At 62.4% G+C, this 18274-nt stretch carries 15 protein-coding genes; 11 read left to right on the forward strand and 4 right to left on the reverse strand.

Going from position 1 to position 18274, the window contains the following annotated elements:
* Nucleotides 1–6: 6 nt before the first annotated feature.
* The 9 genes from AC1RM7_RS16715 (at nucleotide 7) to AC1RM7_RS16755 (ending at nucleotide 9469) form a co-directional block, all read left to right on the forward strand.
* The gene (locus AC1RM7_RS16715) at nucleotides 7–1050 is read left to right on the forward strand and encodes a FecCD family ABC transporter permease (protein ID WP_152544166.1); all 1044 of its coding nucleotides are present in this window, start codon (nucleotides 7–9) and stop codon (nucleotides 1048–1050) included.
* Nucleotides 1047–1841 carry a heme ABC transporter ATP-binding protein gene (locus AC1RM7_RS16720; protein ID WP_024920678.1) on the forward strand — a complete coding sequence of 265 codons (795 nt, stop codon included), beginning with the start codon at nucleotides 1047–1049 and terminating at the stop codon, nucleotides 1839–1841. The genes AC1RM7_RS16715 and AC1RM7_RS16720 overlap by 4 nt, the downstream gene beginning before the upstream one ends.
* A gap of 220 nt (nucleotides 1842–2061) precedes the next feature.
* Nucleotides 2062–2868: a FadR/GntR family transcriptional regulator gene (locus AC1RM7_RS16725; protein WP_006019641.1), complete on the forward strand. Its 807-nt coding sequence runs from the start codon at nucleotides 2062–2064 to the stop codon at nucleotides 2866–2868.
* A gap of 292 nt (nucleotides 2869–3160) precedes the next feature.
* Nucleotides 3161–4462, forward strand: coding sequence for an ABC transporter substrate-binding protein (locus AC1RM7_RS16730; protein ID WP_006019640.1), 1302 nt, complete (start codon nucleotides 3161–3163; stop codon nucleotides 4460–4462).
* A gap of 90 nt (nucleotides 4463–4552) precedes the next feature.
* Complete coding sequence (locus AC1RM7_RS16735; RefSeq protein WP_024920679.1) at nucleotides 4553–5449, forward strand: branched-chain amino acid ABC transporter permease; 897 nt, start codon at nucleotides 4553–4555, stop codon at nucleotides 5447–5449.
* The gene (locus AC1RM7_RS16740; RefSeq protein WP_024920680.1) at nucleotides 5449–6438 is read left to right on the forward strand and encodes a branched-chain amino acid ABC transporter permease; all 990 of its coding nucleotides are present in this window, start codon (nucleotides 5449–5451) and stop codon (nucleotides 6436–6438) included. The genes AC1RM7_RS16735 and AC1RM7_RS16740 overlap by 1 nt, the downstream gene beginning before the upstream one ends.
* On the forward strand, nucleotides 6435–7184 hold the full coding sequence (locus tag AC1RM7_RS16745) for an ABC transporter ATP-binding protein (RefSeq protein WP_024920681.1): 750 nt from the start codon (nucleotides 6435–6437) through the stop codon (nucleotides 7182–7184). The genes AC1RM7_RS16740 and AC1RM7_RS16745 overlap by 4 nt, the downstream gene beginning before the upstream one ends.
* Nucleotides 7181–7843: an ATP-binding cassette domain-containing protein gene (locus AC1RM7_RS16750; RefSeq protein WP_024920682.1), complete on the forward strand. Its 663-nt coding sequence runs from the start codon at nucleotides 7181–7183 to the stop codon at nucleotides 7841–7843. The genes AC1RM7_RS16745 and AC1RM7_RS16750 overlap by 4 nt, the downstream gene beginning before the upstream one ends.
* Nucleotides 7844–7873: 30 nt before the next feature.
* On the forward strand, nucleotides 7874–9469 hold the full coding sequence (locus AC1RM7_RS16755) for a class I adenylate-forming enzyme family protein (RefSeq protein WP_024920683.1): 1596 nt from the start codon (nucleotides 7874–7876) through the stop codon (nucleotides 9467–9469).
* 66 nt (nucleotides 9470–9535) lie between these two features.
* On the opposite strand, the gene AC1RM7_RS16760 is transcribed toward AC1RM7_RS16755, so the two are convergent.
* Nucleotides 9536–10039, reverse strand: a complete 504-nt coding sequence (locus AC1RM7_RS16760) for a MarR family winged helix-turn-helix transcriptional regulator (RefSeq protein WP_024920684.1) — start codon at nucleotides 10037–10039, stop codon at nucleotides 9536–9538.
* Nucleotides 10040–10137: 98 nt separating this feature from the next.
* Here AC1RM7_RS16760 and AC1RM7_RS16765 point away from each other — a divergent pair, with 98 nt between their 5' ends.
* Together AC1RM7_RS16765 and AC1RM7_RS16770 are read left to right on the forward strand one after the other, a co-directional pair.
* Nucleotides 10138–11289, forward strand: coding sequence for an efflux RND transporter periplasmic adaptor subunit (locus AC1RM7_RS16765; RefSeq protein ID WP_024920685.1), 1152 nt, complete (start codon nucleotides 10138–10140; stop codon nucleotides 11287–11289).
* Nucleotide 11290: 1 nt separating this feature from the next.
* On the forward strand, nucleotides 11291–14434 hold the full coding sequence (locus AC1RM7_RS16770; RefSeq protein ID WP_492839177.1) for a multidrug efflux RND transporter permease subunit: 3144 nt from the start codon (nucleotides 11291–11293) through the stop codon (nucleotides 14432–14434).
* Nucleotides 14435–14585: 151 nt separating this feature from the next.
* On the opposite strand, the gene AC1RM7_RS16775 is transcribed toward AC1RM7_RS16770, so the two are convergent.
* The 3 genes from AC1RM7_RS16775 to AC1RM7_RS16785 all read right to left on the reverse strand — a co-directional run bounded on the left by AC1RM7_RS16775 (nucleotide 14586) and on the right by AC1RM7_RS16785 (nucleotide 18262).
* A complete protein-coding gene (locus tag AC1RM7_RS16775) occupies nucleotides 14586–15359 on the reverse strand; it encodes a ferredoxin--NADP reductase (protein WP_024920687.1) in 774 nt (257 codons plus the stop codon).
* 342 nt (nucleotides 15360–15701) lie between these two features.
* Complete coding sequence (locus AC1RM7_RS16780; protein ID WP_024920688.1) at nucleotides 15702–16922, reverse strand: ABC transporter substrate-binding protein; 1221 nt, start codon at nucleotides 16920–16922, stop codon at nucleotides 15702–15704.
* Nucleotides 16923–16978: 56 nt separating this feature from the next.
* On the reverse strand, nucleotides 16979–18262 hold the full coding sequence (locus AC1RM7_RS16785; RefSeq protein ID WP_024920689.1) for a hydroxymethylglutaryl-CoA reductase, degradative: 1284 nt from the start codon (nucleotides 18260–18262) through the stop codon (nucleotides 16979–16981).
* Nucleotides 18263–18274 lie beyond the last annotated feature (12 nt).

Below are 18274 nucleotides of genomic sequence, written 5' to 3' on the forward strand. Positions count from 1 at the left end.
GGGTCCATGCGCCCCTCCGCAATTGCGGTGTATGCCGTTCTGACCGCGGGTGTACTCGCAGTCGCGCTGCTGGCGACCACCGTCGGCGCGGCCGGCATTCCGCTGCCCCGTCTTGCCGCTGCGCTCGGACTGAACATCGCCAGCGCTGATCCCGCGTTGCTCGCGCGTGACGAACTCGTGCTGTGGTCAATCCGGATTCCGCGCATCGCGATTGCCGGCATGATCGGAGGTCTGCTCGCACTCTCCGGCGCCATCATGCAGGGCCTGTTCCGCAATCCCCTCGCCGATCCGGCGCTGGTCGGCGTCTCGAGCGGCGGCGCGTTTGCCGCGGCATCAGCCATCGTGATCTCGGACAGTGCGTGGGGCGCGAGCTTCCGCTTCATGCAACTGGAGTTGTTGCCGGTCGCAGCGTTCGCAGGCTCGCTGCTGACCACCACCATCCTTTACAAGATCGCCAGCCGCGAGGGCCGCACCTCGGTTGCGATTTTTCTGCTCGCGGGCCTCGCCATCGCGGCCATCGCCAACGCCGGCATCGGGCTTCTGGTGTTCGTCGCCGACGACCGCCAGTTGCGCGACATCACCTTCTGGCTGCTTGGTTCGTTGAGTGGCGCGACCTGGTCGAAAGCCGGAATGGTCGCACCCGTCGCGTTGCTTGCGGTGCTGGCGATCCCGCTGATAGCGCGCGGTCTCGATGTGCTGGTGCTGGGTGAAGCGGAAGCCTTTCACACCGGCGTCGACGTCGAGCGGCTGAAGAAGATCTCGATCGTGCTGATTTCCGCAATGACCGGCGTCGCGGTGTCGATCTGCGGAGTGGTCGGCTTCGTCGGCATCGTGGTGCCGCATCTGTTGCGCATCGTCATCGGCCCCGGCCACCGGCTGCTGCTCCCCGCCTCGGTTTTCCTTGGAGCCATTCTTCTGATTCTGGCCGACACCATCGCGCGGGTGCTAGCCGCACCTGCCGAGGTGCCGATCGGAATTCTCACCGCTGCGCTTGGCGCACCGTTCTTCCTATTTATCCTGCTGCGGCAACGAAAGCTGATCGCGTCGTGACATTTTCTCGCCCCGCGCTGATCGAAGCCGATGCGGTCTGCATGACAGTCCGGCAGGCGACGCTGCTCGATCGCGTGAGCGCGCGGGTGCATGGCGGCGAAACCGTCGCCATCGTCGGGCCGAACGGCGCGGGAAAGTCGACATTGCTGAGGCTCTTGTCCGGCGATCTTCGCTGCACGGGCGGCGGTGTCCGTCTCAAGGGCCGCGACCTCGCGTCGTTCTCCTCGCGCGATCTCGCGAACCACCGCGTCATGCTGTCCCAGCACGTCAATGTCTCTTTCCCGTTCACGGTCGACGAGATCGTCGCCATGGGCGCCGGCGATCGCCCACGCTCCATCGCAGCGCCGCTGGTTGATGCCGCCCTTGCCGAACTGGACCTGACGCCGTTGCGTCATCGTGAATTGCCGAGTCTGTCGGGCGGCGAACAGCAGCGCGCGCATTTCGCACGTATTCTTGTTCAGCTTGCCTGCGGCGAAGCCGAACAGGGCCCCGGCGTTCTGCTGCTCGACGAGCCGACCTCCAGCCTCGATCTGCGCCATCAGATCAATCTCGTTGAGACCGCGAAGCGCCGGGCGCGCACCGGCTCCGCGGTGGTCGCGGTGCTGCACGACCTCAATCTGGCGGTACGCTTCGCCGACCGCATCATCGTTCTGCGCAAGGGAACGGTCGCGGCCGACGGCAGCCCTGCCGAGACGATCACCAACGAAATGATCCGCGACGTGTTTGATGTCGAGACCAGCATCGGCTCCGAAGACGGCCAGCCCTACGTGCTGCTTCAGCGCATGCAGTAACGCCGTTACGGCGACCGCTCACCGGGCGTTTTCATATTCCGCACATCGAATTCAACACGCTGGATACTGCGCCGCACGCGCGGCCGATTGCCGTTTCGGCTCGCATCCGTTATGTCTGATCGAGATTCAGCTCCGGCCTCCTGCATTGCAGCACGCACAACATCGGATGTTTAACATCGGATGATTGTAGCCATGAACGCCGGTGTGCTAGCGTCAGTGCATGAAGTCGCCGGTCAAGCCTCGCCCGAAAACCGCCAGCAAGCTCGTCAAGCCCGGCCGCATCCAGGCCGTGCTGCGCACGCTCGGCAGCGAGATCGCACAGGATCTGATTCCGGTCGGCTCGACGCTGCCGCCAGAGCACGATCTTGAAAGCCGCTTCGGCGTCGGACGCGGCGTGGTGCGCGAGGCGATCAAGACGCTCGCCGCCAAGGGACTGGTCAGCGTCCGCCCCCGCCACGGCACCCATGTGCGGCCGCGCGGCGACTGGAGCCTGCTCGATCGCGACGTGCTGAGCTGGCTGATCAGCAAGGACGAGCCCAATCGCGATCTGCTGCTTGCGCTTCAGGAAGTGCGCCTGATCATAGAGCCGGCAGCCGCCGCTCTCGCCGCCGAACGCGCAACAGCCAAAGACCGCCGTCGCATCATGACCGCGCTCGCCGCGATGGAAGCCTCGCACGACGTGCCGACCGCCATCATCGCGGACAAGGCCTTTCATCTCGCGATCATCGACGCCACGCATAATCCGGTGCTTCAAGGGTTTCGCGGCGCCATCGACACCATCCTGAGCGCCGTGTTCATGGTCGCCACCGGCAGCCCGGGCTGGTTCAACGAGAATCTGCCGAACCACGCCATCGCCGCGCGCGCCATTGATGAGGGCAATGCCGAGAAAGCCCGCGCAGCGATGCAGCAGGTGCTCGGCTACACGCAGTTCAAGCTGTCGACAAAGAGGAAATACGGACGCAACGCGAAAATCTCGCCGCGCCAACAGACGGTCAACGGCAAGCTCAGGAAGAAGCGCGTCGCATGATGCGACCGCAGACTAGCGCCTGTGACACCCGGTTCGCCGTACGAACCGGCACGCCGCGGCGCGCCTGCGAGGGCATGCTCAACGCGCGGTTGGCATTGATGCAAGTCCTTTGTGCAAATTCTGCAACGCCTGTTCGCATCAACTCCCGTGCACGCTTTCGTCGCACGCTTGGACAACCGGAATCGTAGACGCGCGCCAAAAGCCCGCTTAAGCTGGCATCGAACCACTGACATCCGGCAAACGGATGCGGACACAAAGAACCGGCACGACCGGACAATTCGGGAGGAACAATATGAAGCGCTTCACGCGAACACTTGGGTTGCTGACGGCCTGCTCCGCCGCTGCTTTGGCGTTCACTGGCCCGTCATCGGCACAGGAGACCTTCAAGGTCGGCATCGTCACATTCCTGTCGGGTCCCGCAGCCGAGAGCTTCGGCGTCCCGGCCGGCAAGGCTGCCGAATTCGTCATCGGCGAACTGAACAAGGGCGCCGGGCCGGCTCCCTATAATAAAGTCGGCTTCGGCGGCATGAAGATCGAGCCCGTCGTCATCGACGAGAACGGCGGCGCGACCAAGCAGGTGCAGGAACTGCGCAACCTCTATCAGCGCGACAATGTCGATGCCGTCATCGGCTACATTGGCTCCGGCGACTGCCTCGCGGTGGCCCCCATCGCGGAAGAACTGAAGAAGCCGCTGTTCCTGTTCGACTGCGGAACGCCGCGTATCTTCGAGGAAGCGAAATACAACTATGTCTTCCGCACGGCTGCCCACGCCACCCAGGATAACGTCGGGCTGATCCGCTACATGAAGCAGAAGAACATCAAGATGGATACGTTCTCGGCCATCAACCAGGATTACGCCTGGGGTCAGGACAGCCGGGCCGACTTCGTCGCGGCTGCGGCCCAGCTTTATCCAAATGCGAAGCTCAATGCCGATCTGCTGCCGAAGTTCGGCGCCGGCCAGTACGGCACCGAAATCTCGGCGCTGGTGTCCGCCGGCTCTGATGTCGTCTATTCCAGCCTTTGGGGCGGCGACCTGCAGGCCTTCATTCTGCAGTCGGTGCCACGCGGCCTCGCCAAGCGCAGCCAGCTCGTCCTCAGCGCGGCCGACCACGTCCTGCCGCCGCTCGGCGACAAGATGCCAGATGGCGTCATTATCGGCGCACGCGGTTCCTATGGTCTGATGTCGCCGAAGACCCCGCTCAACGAGTGGTTCTTCAACGGCTATGAGAAGGCCCACGGCACCTATCCCGTGCAGGCGTCCTATCGCGTCACGCAGTCGATCCTCGGCGTGAAGAGTGCGGTCGAGAAGGCGATGGCGAAGAACGGCGGCAAGAAGCCGAGCGCTGATGAACTGGTCGCTGCGATGACCGGCTCCGAGTGGGAGAGCCCGGGCGGCCTGATCCAGATGAAGAACGGCGACGGCCATCAGGCCATCCAGCCGATCTCGTTCAGCCGCACCAAGTACAACGCCGAAAAGAAGCGCGTCGATCTGGTGGATATCGTCAACTTCGAAGCCGAATGCGTCAACCCGCCTCCGGGTGTGAAGGCGATCGACTGGATCAAGGGCGGAATGAAGAACGACAAGTGCAAGTAATCTCCTGCGCTTGATGGCCACCGGGCGGCGCGACGATGTGAATCTCGCGCCGTCTATCTCTTCGCTGCAACTCCGGCCTGAATCACGTTCATGAATACGTTTCTTACGGTCATCCTCGACGGCCTGATCCAGGCATCATGGCTCTTTATTGTGGCGCTGGGCCTGACCCTCGTTTTCGGCGTGCTCAAGATTCTCAACATCGCGCATGGCGGCTTCTACGCGCTCGGCGCCTATCTTGCCGCGACCGTCGTCACGATGGCCGCGGCGCACAAGGTGCCGCCGGGGCTCGGCTTTGTCCTGATGCTGGTGTCGGTGGCCGCTATCGCCGCAGTCATCGGCCTCCTGATGGAGCGCGGGCTGATCAAACTTTTCTATGGCCGCGATGAAGTCGTGCTGCTGCTGGTGACCTACGCGGTATTTCTGATTTTTGAGGACGCGACCAAACTGATCTGGGGCGTCAATCCGATCTATGCGAACCAGCCCTATGAACTGTTCGGCAATGCCGAGTTCGCCGGGTTGTTCTACGTCGGCTACGATCTCATGCTGATCCCGTTTTCGGCTGTGATCGGTTTCGCGGTGTGGTTCGCCCTCAACCGCACCACCACCGGAAAGATCGTCACCGCCGTGATCCATAACGCCGAAATGAGCGCAAGCATGGGCGTGAAGATCAATCGCGTCTACGCGCTGGCCTTTGCCTTTGGCGTCATGCTCGCGGCGCTGGCCGGCGGCCTGACTGCGCCGAAAATTTCCGTGCAGCCCGGCCTCAGCTCCGAGATCATCATCCTGAGTTTCGCCATCGTGGTGATCGGCGGCCTCGGCAGCATCGAAGGCGCCGCCGTCGGCGCCATCCTCGTCGGCATGGCGCGGGCCGCCTCGGTCCACCTGCTGCCGCAGGCCGAGCTGTTCATGATCTATCTTATCATGGCCGCGGTGCTGATGTTCAGGCCGGAAGGTCTGTTCCGCCGTGAAGTCGCGAGGCGCATCTGATGAAGTACGCCACGCACCCTCTCGCTCTTCTGGGCGTTGTCGTTCTCACCGTGCTGTTCGGCCGCATCATTCCGGCATGGACGCTGTCGCTCGCGACCGTCGCTGCCTCCAAGGCGCTTGTCGCGCTCGGCATCGTGGTGCTGGCGCGGACAGGCAACGTCTCGTTCGGACAGGGCCTGTTCTATGCCGGCGGCGGCTATGGCGTCGCGCTGATCGCCATCACCTTCGGCGTCACAGACGCCGTCGCGCAGGTGCTGATCGGCGCGGTGTTCGGGGGCCTGCTTGGCCTGATCATCGGCCCGCTGATTGCGCGTTACACCGGCATCTTCTTCGGCATGCTGACGCTGGCGCTGTCGATGGTGCTCTACGGCGCGCTGGTCAAGACAACCATTCTCGGCGGGTCGGACGGCTTCAATGTCGGCCGCCCCACCCTGTTCGGCGCGGTGTTCAACGATCCTCGCGAGGCAGACTTCATGCTTTATGCGGTGTCGATCGTCGCCACCGGCCTTGCGGGCATCTTCGCGACCATCCTGTTCCGCTCGCAGTTCGGGCTGACAAGCCTTGCGGTGCGCGAAAACAACCTTCGCGTCGAGTATCTCGGCACCTCGGCGAACCGCATCGTCACCATCAACTTCGTGATCGCCGCGACCTTTGCAGGCGCCAGTGGCGCGCTCGCGCTGATGGCGCAGCGGCACATCGATCCGGAATTTGCCTACTGGACCACGTCCGGCGAATTCGTCTTCGTCGCCGTCCTTGCCGGAACGCAGAGCGTGGCGGCGGTGTTCGTGTCGGCGCTCGCCCTCGAACTGGTGCGCTCGTTCTCGAACCTCTACCTTCCGAACACGTGGCAGCTCGTGCTTGGCGTGTTCCTGCTGGCGGTCATCCTGTTCCTGCCGCGGGGCATCGGCTCGCTCTGGAGCGGGAAAAAACGTAAAGCGTCCGAACCGCGACCGGACGCGGCCATCGCCGAGAAAGGATCGGCGTCATGAAGCCCGTCCTCTCCGTGCGCGGACTCCAGAAGCGTTTCGGCGCGGTGGTCGCCGCCGACAATGTCAGCATCGATATCCCCGCCGGTCAGAAGCTCTGCCTGATCGGCGCGAACGGCGCCGGCAAAACCACCTTCGTCAACATGGTGACGGGCTATATGAAGCCCGACAGCGGGGCGATCGAACTCGACGGCTCGCCGATCGGCCGGCGTTCGCCGCGCGATGTCGCCAGGCTCGGAATCTCGCGCTCGTTCCAGATCCCGCAGCTTTTCATCGAACTGACTGCTGCCGAAAACCTCACGGTCGCGGTCTCCAGCGCCGCAGGCGGACGGCTGTCGTTGACGGTTGCGGCGGAAGCCGGCGATCGCCATGACAAAGCGCTGGCGTTGCTCGATCGCTTCGGTCTCAAGGGTCACGCCGATCGGCCGGTGTCCGAACTGGCCGGCGGCGTCCGCAAACTGGTCGACATCGCCATGGCGCTGGCCCGGCGTCCGAAACTGTTGCTGCTGGACGAGCCGACCTCCGGCGTTTCGGCCGAAGAGAAATTCGCCACCATGGACCGCGTCATTAACGCCGTCTCGGAAGAGGCCGCCACCATCGTCTTCGTCGAACATGACATGGATATCGTCAGCAAATATGCCGACCGGGTCGTCGCCTTCTACAACGGCCGCATCCTGGCCGACGGCGAGCCGTCAACGGTGCTGAAAGACAATGAAGTCCGCCGTTATGTGACGGGAGGCGCAAAATGACCGCATCCCGCTCCCTGCTCGAGATCGACAATCTCGCGGTCGAAATCCAGTCGATGCCGGCGCTGCGCGGCTTCACCATGCATCTTACTGAGGGCGGCATGGTCAGCCTGGTCGGCCGCAACGGCGCCGGCAAGACCACCCTGATGCGCTCGATCATGGGTCATCTCACACCGAAGCGCGGCACGATCCGTTTCGGCGGCGAGGATCTGGCGGCCTTGCCGCGTCACGCCCGCGCGGGTCTCGGCATCGGCTACATGCCGGAAGACCGCGGTCTGGTGCCGCAACTGACGGTGGAGGAGAATATTCTTCTGCCGCTGTGGGTCGCGAAGGATGTCGACCGCAAGGCGCGGCTGGATTTCGTCTACGAGGTGATCGGCGAGCTCGTCGCCATGCGCGATCGCAAGGCGCTGCTGCTCAGCGGCGGGCAACAGAAGCTGGTGGCACTGGGCCGCGCGCTGGGCATTGGAACCAGGTGCCTGCTGCTCGACGAGCCATTCGAAGGAATCGCACCTGCCCTGTCCGAGAGAATCTCCGACGTGCTTGCCTCGCTCAAGGGCAAGGGTTTAACTGTATTGATGTCGCAATCCGATTTGAATCATTCGCATAGTTTGTTCGATGCAGAATTTGTGATCGAGCGCGGGGCTAATTTTTCAACCTGACGCGCCGATCAGGACAGGTAGCTTAAATCCATGGACTGGTCGAAATACCCGATTCCGGCAATGCGGCTGGAAACCCGCTTCGGCGACCGTATCGTGCCCGCCTTCGAGAGCCGCCCGGCGAACATCTGGGACATGGTCGCTGAAGCCGCAGCGCGCAATCCGGATGGCGAGGCGCTGGTCTGCGGCGATGAGCGGATGACATGGCGCGAGGTCGCGCAGAAATCCGCGCAGGTCGCAGCCGGCTTCAAGGAGATCGGGTTGAAGCCCGGCGACCGTATCGCCCTCCTGCTCGGCAACCGCATCGAGTTCGTGCTCGCGCTTTATGGCGCGGCGCATCTGGGTCTCGTCAGTGTGATGCTGAGCATGCGGCAGCAGAAGCCCGAGATTGCCTATGTTCTGGCAGACTGCGGCGCGGCGCTGATTATCCATGAAGACGGAATGGCGGACCGGCTGCCCGATCCCAACGAGATTCCGACCCTGCTTCACCGCGTGTCGATCGGCGTAACCGACGGCTCGCTGGCGTTTCAGGATCTGATCGCGACCGAGACGTCGCAAGTACCGGTGGCTGTCGGCGAACAAGACACCGCGATGATTCTCTATACGTCGGGCACCACGGGCAAGCCGAAGGGCGCGATGCTCGCCCACTGCAATCTGATCCATTCGGCGATGATCTACGAGGCCTGCCTCGAACTGACGCACGCCGACCGTTCGATTGCGGCCGTTCCGCTGGCGCATGTCACCGGCATTGCCGCCAACATCATGGCCATGGCCCGCTGCGCGGGTGCGCTCATCATCGTCGCGGAGTTCAAGGCGGCGGAGTATCTCAAGATCGCAGCGCGCGAGCGCGTTACGCAGACCGTGATGGTGCCTGCGATGTACAATCTCTGCCTGTTGCAGGCGGACTTCGATAGCTACGACCTTTCCGCGTGGCGCATCGGCGGCTATGGCGGCGCGCCGATGCCGGTCGCGACCATCGAGAAGCTGGCGCAAAAGCTTCCCGGACTGAACCTCGTCAACGCCTACGGCTCGACCGAAACGTCATCGCCGTCGACGATCATGCCGCCGGCATTCACCGCGAGCCACAGCGACAGCGTCGGCCTGCCCTGTCCCGGCGCGCACATTATCGTTGTCGATGCGACCGGACGCGAACTGCCGCGCGGCGAGATCGGCGAAATCTGGATTCATAGCGGCTCGGTCATCAAGGGCTACTGGAATAACCCGCGTGCAACGGCGGAGAGTTTCACCGCCGGCTACTGGCATTCGGGCGATCTCGGATCGATCGACGAGGAGAATTTCGTTCGCGTGTTCGACCGGCAGAAAGACATGATCAACCGCGGTGGCCTGAAGATCTATTCCGCCGAGGTCGAGTCGGTTCTCGCCAGTCATCCCGACGTGGTGGAAAGCGCCATCGTCGCGCGGCCGTGTCCGGTGCTCGGCGAGCGCGTTCACGCCGTCGTGGTCGTGCGCTCGAACATCGACCAGCCGACCCTGCGTGCGTGGTGCGCCGAGCGTCTGTCTGACTACAAAGTCCCCGAGACTATCGCGATCAGCACCGATCCGCTGCCACGTAACGCCAACGGCAAGGTGATGAAGAAAAATCTGCGCGACGCGCTGGTTGAGTCCTGAGCGAAAACGCCTGACACCGTTTCGCCTTTTGTAACCGGGTTTGCCGCCGTTTCGCCTTTTGCGGAATCAGGACCTTGCGCGGGCGCCCTTCGCCCTGGGTGGCTCGGCGGCCTCCGTGTCCCCGGCTGTCTCCTTGATCCGCGCCTTTATGTCGACCAGCGTTTCCAGCGTTGATTCAATGGCAGGTTTCGGGATGTCGTGGAGCACATCGGTGGCGATGTCGTCCCGGAGGCTGTCGAGATCGTCCACCAGCCGCCGTCCCTTGGCAGTCAAAAACAGCCGGTTGGCGCGGCGGTCATTCGGATCGGCCCGGCGTTCAAGCAATTTTTGCTCAACCAGCCGGTCCAGCAGCCGCACAAGCGAAATCGGCTGAAGCTCAAGCACATCTGCGAGATCGACCTGCATCAATCCTTCCTGCTGCCGCAATCGGAACAGCACAATCCACTGCGCACGGGTGGTTCCACGGTCCTTCGCCCGCTGATTGATGTGGTTACGCAGGAGGCGCGAGGTCTCGATCAGTTGCGAAACCAGCTGCCGCTTCAGATCGAGCCACTGGACGGAGCGCGACATCGAACCTTGCCAATAATTAATGATGCGCGTGCATACTAAGTGCAGGCTTATTAGTTATGATAGAGGAAGGTTGGCGCAAAAAGCAATCGGGATCTGATATGACAAGGCGTCGCATTCCAGTGTGGGCGTACGTTCTCGCAGCATTACTGCTGATGGGAGGCGTCTGGTTCGGCTGGCCTCGTCAGCAGAATGCGAATGTCGCAAAACCCGCCGCGCCTCCATCGGTTTCGGTCACCGTCGCCAGCGTCACGAAAGTAGACTTTCCGGTTTATCTCACTGGGCTCGGAACGGTGCAGGGTTTCAATACCGTGACCGTGCGGACGCGCGTCGATGGCCAGATTAATCAGATCGCCTTTAAGGAAGGACAGTTCGTCAAGGCAGGCGATTTGATCGCGCAGATCGATCCCCGTCCCTTCCAGGCCGCGCTCGATCAGGCCAACGCGAAGAAAGCCCAGGACGAGGCTAACCTCGCCAACGCGCAGCGCGATCTTGCCCGCTCCACCAAGCTGGGCGAATTCGCCACCAAGCAAACGGTCGATACGCAGACCGCGAATGTCGAGCAGCTCAAGGCGCAGATCTCCGCAGATGAGGCTGCGATCTTCAACGCCCAGACACAGCTTGATTACGCCAGCATCCGCGCACCGATTTCCGGCATCACCGGCATCCGTCAGGTCGATGTCGGTAATATCGTCAACGCCGCGACACAGACCGGCATCGTCACCATCGCGCAGGTCGAGCCGATCTCGGTGATCTTCACCGCGCCCGAAGAACAGCTTCCCGATATCGCCAGTGCGCTTCGCCGTGGCGAGACGAAAGTGACCGCGCTGACCACCGACGGACGCAAGGTTCTGTCACAAGGCGTTCTCTCGCTGATGAACAACCAGGTGGACAGCACCAGCGGCACCATCCGGCTCAAGGCGACGTTCGATAACAAGGATCATGCGTTATGGCCCGGCCTTTCGGTATCGACACGCCTTCTCGTCAATACGATCAAGGATGCGACGGTGATGCCGGACGATGCCGTTCAGCATGGCAACGATGGCCTTTACGTTTATGTCGTGACCGATGGCAACAAGGCCGGCCTGCGCAAGATCAAGATAGGGCCATCCACCGATGGCAAAACGCTCGTCGATAGCGGCGTCACAGCCGGCGAACAGGTCGTCACAGCCGGACAGTATCGCGTTCAGCCGGGCTCGGCCTTGACGGTGAACGTCGCAAGCTCGGGCCAAACTTCGGCTAAGGCGGATTGACATGAGCGACGGCATCTCCGGTCCGTTTATCCGCTATCCGATCGCAACATCGCTGCTGATGGCCGGCATTCTTTTTGTCGGTCTGGTTGCTTACCCGCTGCTGCCGGTCGCGCCGCTCCCGCAAGTCGACTTTCCGACCATTCAGATTTCGGCGAACCTGCCCGGCGCCAGCCCGGAGACCATGGCATCCTCGGTTGCGCAGCCGCTGGAACGCCAGTTCGCCCAGATTCCCGGCGTCGCGCAGATGACGTCGACCAGTTCGCTGGGTTCGACATCCATCACCATCCAGTTCGATCTCAACCGCAGCATCGACGGCGCAGCCAACGACGTTCAGGGCGCCATCAACGCCGCTGGCGGCCAGTTGCCGAAAACGCTCCCAAGCCCTCCGACCTATCGCAAGGTCAACCCGGCGGATTCGCCGATCATGATCCTGTCGGTGACCTCCGAGACGCTGCCGCTGATCGACGTCAACGACTATGCCGATACGCAACTGGCCCAGCAGATGAGCCAGATTTCCGGCGTCGCACAGGTCACCATCGGCGGTCAGCAGAAGCCGGCCATCCGTATCCAGATCGATCCCGCAAAGCTGGTCGCAAAGGGCGTGCAACTGGAGGACGTCCGCAGCCAGATCGCGATCACAACCGTCGATAATCCGAAGGGCAATATCGACGGCAAGACGCGCAGCTACACCATTTACGCCAACGACCAGTTGCCGAAGTCCAAGGACTGGAACGACGTCATCATCGCCTATCGCAATGGCGGGCCGTTGCGCATTCGCGACATCGGCCAAGCCGTGTCCGGGCCCGAAGACGCCAAACAGGCCGCATGGGCGAACGGCCAACGCGGCGTTTTCCTCGTCGTGTTCAAGCAACCCGGCGCCAACGTCATCGACACGGTCGACAAGATCAAGGCGCAGTTGCCGCGGCTGATCGCGGCCATTCCGCCGACGGTCAAGGTCGAGGTCCTGAGCGACCGCACGCAAACCATTCGTGCCGCCGTCGAGGATGTGCAGTTCACCCTTCTGCTCACGATCGCCCTTGTGGTGATGGTGATCTTCGTTTTCCTGCGAAATGTCTGGGCGACCGTCATTCCGAGCATCACGGTTCCCCTTGCCTTGCTGGGCGCCTGCGCCCTGATGTGGGTGTTCGGCTATTCCCTCGACAACCTCTCGCTGATGGCGCTGACCATTTCGGTCGGATTCGTGGTCGACGACGCCATCGTCATGCTCGAGAACATCAGCCGCTATATCGAACAGGGTGAAGACCCGTTTGCCGCCGCCCTGAAAGGCGCCAGCGAAATCGGATTTACGATCGTTTCGATCAGCATCTCGCTGGTCGCGGTGCTGATACCGCTGCTTCTGATGGGCGGCATCATTGGTCGCCTGTTCCGCGAATTCGCCGTCACGCTGGCGATGGCCATTTTCGTGTCGCTGGTTGTCTCGTTGACGCTAACGCCGATGATGGCGTCGCGCTTTCTCAAACCGCATAGCCGCGAGGCCGAGCACGGCAGGCTCTACCAGCTCAGCGAGCGCTTTTTCGACACCCTGCTCCGGGGATATGAATGGGGCCTCGACCTCGTGATGCGCTGGCGCTTCACCACGCTGTGTGTGTTCTTCGCAACTGTCGGGCTGTCAGTCTATCTGTTCGTCATCATTCCGAAGGGCTTCTTTCCGCAGCAGGACACCGGCCTGATCACCGGCATCACCGAAGGCGGCCAGGACATCTCCTTCGCCGAAATGTCCCGCCTTCAGGCCCAGATCGGCGGGATCGTCCAGAAGGATCCCGCAGTCGCCTCGATCGCCATGGCAGTCGGCGGCGGCGGCAGCGCCCTCAACAACGGACGCATGTTCATTACGCTCAAGCCGCGCCACGAGCGCGACGTAAGCGCGCAACAGATCATCGCGCGGCTGCGGCCGCAATTTGAAAAACTCGAAGGCGCACGCGTCTTCCTTCAGGCCGCGCAGGACGTCCGCCTTGGCGGCCGCGCCACCCGCACCCAGTTCGAATACACCTTGCAGGACCCCAATCTTGCCGAGCTGAACACCTGGGCGCCCAAGATCCTCGAGAAACTGAAGACCCTGCCCGAACTGCGCGACGTCGCCACGGACCAGCAGACCAACGGCACCACCCTGACCCTGACCATCGACCGCGACACCGCCTCGCGCTACGGCATCCAGCCGCAATTGATCGACGACACATTGAACGATGCCTTCGGTCAGCGGCAGGTCGCGCAATACTTTACGCAGGTGAACAGCTACCACGTCATTCTGGAAATCCTGCCGGAACTGCAAGGCAAGGTGGACACGCTCGACAAGATCTACATCAAGTCGCCGACCACGGGCGACCAGGTGCCGCTGTCGGCTTTCGTCAAATGGACGACAGTCCCGGTCCGCCCGCTCTCGATCAGCCATCAGGGGCAATTCCCGGCGACGACAATCAGCTTCAACCTCGCACAAGGCACAGCGCTGGGTCAGGCCACCAACGCAATCCAGAACGCCGTCGCGGAACTTGGCGTGCCGCCCACCGTCAATGGCAGCTTCCAGGGCACCGCGCAGGCGTTCCAGCAATCGCTCGGCACCGTTCCGCTGCTGATCATTGCGGCGCTCATCGTCGTCTATCTGGTCCTCGGCATTCTTTACGAAAGCTACATCCATCCTCTCACGATCATCTCCACCCTGCCCTCGGCCGGCGTCGGCGCGCTGGCGATGCTGATGCTGTTCGGATTCGACTTCAGCCTGATCGGCCTGATCGGCATCGTGCTGCTGATCGGCATCGTGAAGAAGAACGGCATCATGCTGGTCGACTTTGCCATCGTCGCAGAGCGCGATGAGGGCCTGTCGCCGGAAGACGCGATCCGCAAGGCCGCCCTGATCCGCTTCCGCCCGATCATGATGACCACAATGGCGGCGCTGCTCGGCGGCGTGCCGCTGATGCTCGGCACCGGCACGGGCTCCGAAATCAGGCAGCCGCTGGGTTATGCCATGGTCGGCGGTCTGGTGGTCAGCCAGGCGCTGACGCTGTTCACGACGCCGATCGTCTATCTCTACCTCGACAAGCTCGCGCACCTGTTCTCGCAGGTCGGCCGCTCGAAACAGCAGCCCCCGCCACCGCGTATGCCGGACGAGGTTTCAGAAGCTGCGGAGTAATCCCTCCGTCATTGCGAGCGAAGCGAAGCAATCCATTTTTGAGAAGAGTGGATTGCTTCGTCGCGAGCGCTCCTCGCAATGACGAGTCTTCCTAAACAAAAAAAGCCGCCGGCATAGCCCGCGGCTTTTTGATTTGAAGCGGTCCGTGTGATCAGCGCTCGGCGAACGCCTTCTCGACCACGAAGTCCGCCGGCTCGCCATGGTTGCCTTCGACAAAACCGCGCTCTTCCAGCAGCTTCTTGGTATCGACCAGCAGCGCCGGGCTGCCGCACATCATGACGCGATCCTTCGCCGCATCGAGCGGCGGCAACGAAATATCTTCAAACAGCTTGCCGGAGGTGATCAGGTCGGTGATGCGGCCGCGATTGCGGAACGGATCGCGCGTCACGGTCGGATAATAGATGAGCTGGTTGCTTACCATCTCGCCGATCATCTCGTCCTGCGGCAGCTTCTCGGTGATCAGTTCGCCGTAAGCCAGTTCGCGGACATGGCGGCAGCCGTGCAGCAGCACGACCTTCTCGAAACGCTCATAGGTCTCGGGGTCCTTGATGACGCTGAGGAACGGCGCGAGGCCAGTGCCGGTGCCGATCAGATAGAGATTGCGGCCGGCGGTCAGGTTGTCGATCACCAGCGTTCCGGTCGCCTTGCGGCTGACGATGATCTGGTCGCCCTCCTTCAGATGCTGGAGGCGCGAGGTCAGCGGCCCGTCAGCCACCTTGATCGAGAAGAATTCGAGGTTCTCTTCGTAGTTCGCGCTCGCGACGCTGTACGCGCGCAGCAGCGGCTTCTCATTCACCTTGAGACCGATCATGGTGAACTCGCCATTCCGGAAACGGAACGAGGAATCACGCGTGGTCGTGAAGCTGAAAAGGTTGTCGGTCCAGTGATGGACGCTGAGAACCGTTTCCTGATTGAAGTTGCTCATAACCGGACCCATGCTCTTGCAATCGGTGAGCGCACAATCGCCGGACTTGCGGGCGGTCACGCCTCACGCAGAACTTCTCGCCGATGAATTTTGCTGGATGGCCTGCCTTGCAGGCGAAGACGGCGGCAGCATTCACGACGCCGGTGAAATAGCCGAATTTCCGTTTTTGGTCAATTACATACCGCGCCTGCGTCATACCCGGAGGGCAGACCGGCGTTGCATTCTAAGATCATGTTCGAAGAGAGAAATTTCCTCCCGTACGGAGCCCGCCGGGAGGAAATTTACACTCGATCTAAACGCCCCGATGACCACGGCGCACCTGCGCGGCGTTGGAAACCGGCCTTACTTCGTCACCATCGGGCAGTTGCCCTCGGCGATCGGCCGGAAAGCGTCCTTCGCCGGGATCGTCTCCACCAGCTTGTAGAAGTCCCATGGCGCCTTGGACTCGGCGGGAGTCTTCACCTGGAACAGATACATGTTGTGGATGTGACGGCCGTCCTCGCGGATCGTGCCTTCACCGAACAACGGATCCTTCGACGGCATCTCCTTCATCTTGGCGACAACCTTCTGTCCATCGGTCGTGTTCGCCGCGGCCGCCGCGCGCAGATAGTGCAGCGTACCGGCATAGACGCCCGCCTGAATAGCGGTCGGACGCTTTCCGCCGCCAACCGCCGCAGTGAAGCGGTCAGAAAACTTGCGCGTGCCGTCGTTAGAGTCCCAATAGAAGCCTTCGGTCAGATAGAGGCCCTTCGCGCCCTGAAGTCCGATCGCATTGACGTCGGTGACCTGCATCAGCAGCGCCGCCAGTTCTTGCCCGCCGGCCTGAATGCCAAACTCGGTCGCCTGCTTCACGGAATTGACGGTGTCGTTCACCGCGTTGGCAAGCGCAACGATCTTGGCCTTGCTGGCCTGCGCCTGCAGCAGGAAGGACGAAAAGTCCGATGCGCCCGGCGGATGCCGCACGCTGCCGAGGATCTTGCCGTTCTGTTCCTTCACAACGTCCGACGCATCCTTCTCAAGCGAATGGCCGAAGGCGTAGTCCGCCGTCACGAAGAACCATGTGTCCTTCTTCGCCTTCAACAGCGCCAATGCGGTGCCGTGCGCCAGCGCCCAGGTGTCATAGGTCCAGTGCACGGTGTTGGGCGAGCACTTCTCGCCGGTCAGCAGCGACGAGCCGGGGCCGGACGCGATGAACGCGGTTTTCGATCCGCGCGTGGCTTCCTGCACGGCCAATGCCACCGAGGAGAACGGCACGTCGAGCACGGCATCGACCTTGTCGAGATCCATCCAGCGGCGCGTAATCGCGCCGCCGATATCCGGCTTGTTCTGGTGGTCGGCCTGAAGCAGTTCGACCTTGATGTCGGGCTTCTCAAGCTTGAAATCCTCGATGGCAAGTTTCGCCGCCGCAACCGATCCGACGCCCGTCGAGTCGGTGGCGATGCCGGTGAGATCGGTCAGCACGCCGAGCTTGATGGTGTTGTTGGCGATCTGCGCGTGTGCCGGAGCCACCAGCGACAGAAGCACCGCAGCGCCTGCCAGAAGAGCCGATTTTGATCTTTGCATTCTTGTTTTCTCCCGTTTTGATTCTTATGAATTTGTCCGGCCTTCGCCGGAATGTCCTAGCGCCGAATGATGTCCAGTACCTCCTGCGCAATATCGATGCGCACCGTCGCACGCTCGACCAGCACCTTCGCTACAGCCTCGACTTCGTCGCCGACAGCGCCAGCCATGATCGCGATGTTCTGCGCATGAAGCGCCATGTGCCCGGACTGGATGCCCACCGTGGCGAGCGCCTTCAGCGCCGAGAAATTCTGCGCCAGCCCCACCGCGGCAATGATGCGCGCCAGCCGCTCCGCCGTGGTGACGCCGAGAATCTTGAGGCACGCCTGCGCGGTCGGATGAATCTTGGTCGCACCGCCGATCAGGCCGACCGCGAGCGGCAGTTCGATGGATCCGGAGAGATGACCGTCCTTGGTGATCTCGTAGCGCGTCAGGCTGGTGTAACGTCCGCTACGTGCCGCGAAAGCATGGGCACCGGCTTCCACCGCGCGCGTGTCGTTCCCGGTGGCGAGAATGACGGCGCTGATGCCGTTCATGATGCCCTTGTTGTGGGTGGCCGCGCGATATGGATCGGCCTCGGCGAACTGATAGGCGCTGATGATGCCATCGCGCACGCTCTCCCCGCCGATATCTTCCAGCCTCCACACCGCATGGGCCCGGGCCAGCCGCCGGTCTGCAAGGTTGGAGAGAATGCGCAGGAACACGCGCCCACCACTCCATGTGGCGATATGCGGCGCGATCTTCTCGGCCATGGTGTTGACGGCGTTGGCACCCATCGCATCGCGCGTATCGACGATCAGATGCGTGATGACCATCGGTCCGCCGAGTGTATCGAGAATGCGTACCTCGACATCGCGGAAACCGCCGCCGAGCTTGACCAGCAGCGGATCGCAGGCATCACAGATCGCCTTGATCTCGTGGCGCTTCTCCAGAAGCCGAAGCCGCGCGGCATAGGGATCGGGCACCTCGACGGCCTGCACCTGCGCGATCATCAGCGTGCCGGAGACAGATGTGGTGAAACCCGCATCGTAAGTCTGGCGCGCCGCATTGCACACAGCGGCGACCACCGACGACTCTTCCGTCGCCATCGGGATCAGCACGTCCTCGCCGTCGACCTTCATATTGGTCGCGATGCCGATCGGCACATTCATCGTGGCGATGACGTTCTCGATCATCTTGTCCGCCAGCGGCGGCGGTAGGTTGCCCATGTCGGCGAGATGGGCCGCGGTCGCGGCATCGAGACCCGCGAACGAGGCCACGAGATCGAGCCGCTCCTGCGGCGACTTGCGGTGAAACCCGGCGATCCGCGAACCGCGGTTTGCCCCGTGCCTTGCAACAGTCATTCAGCGTCTCCC

The organism is Afipia sp. GW822-FHT03D08 (assembly GCF_058801645.1).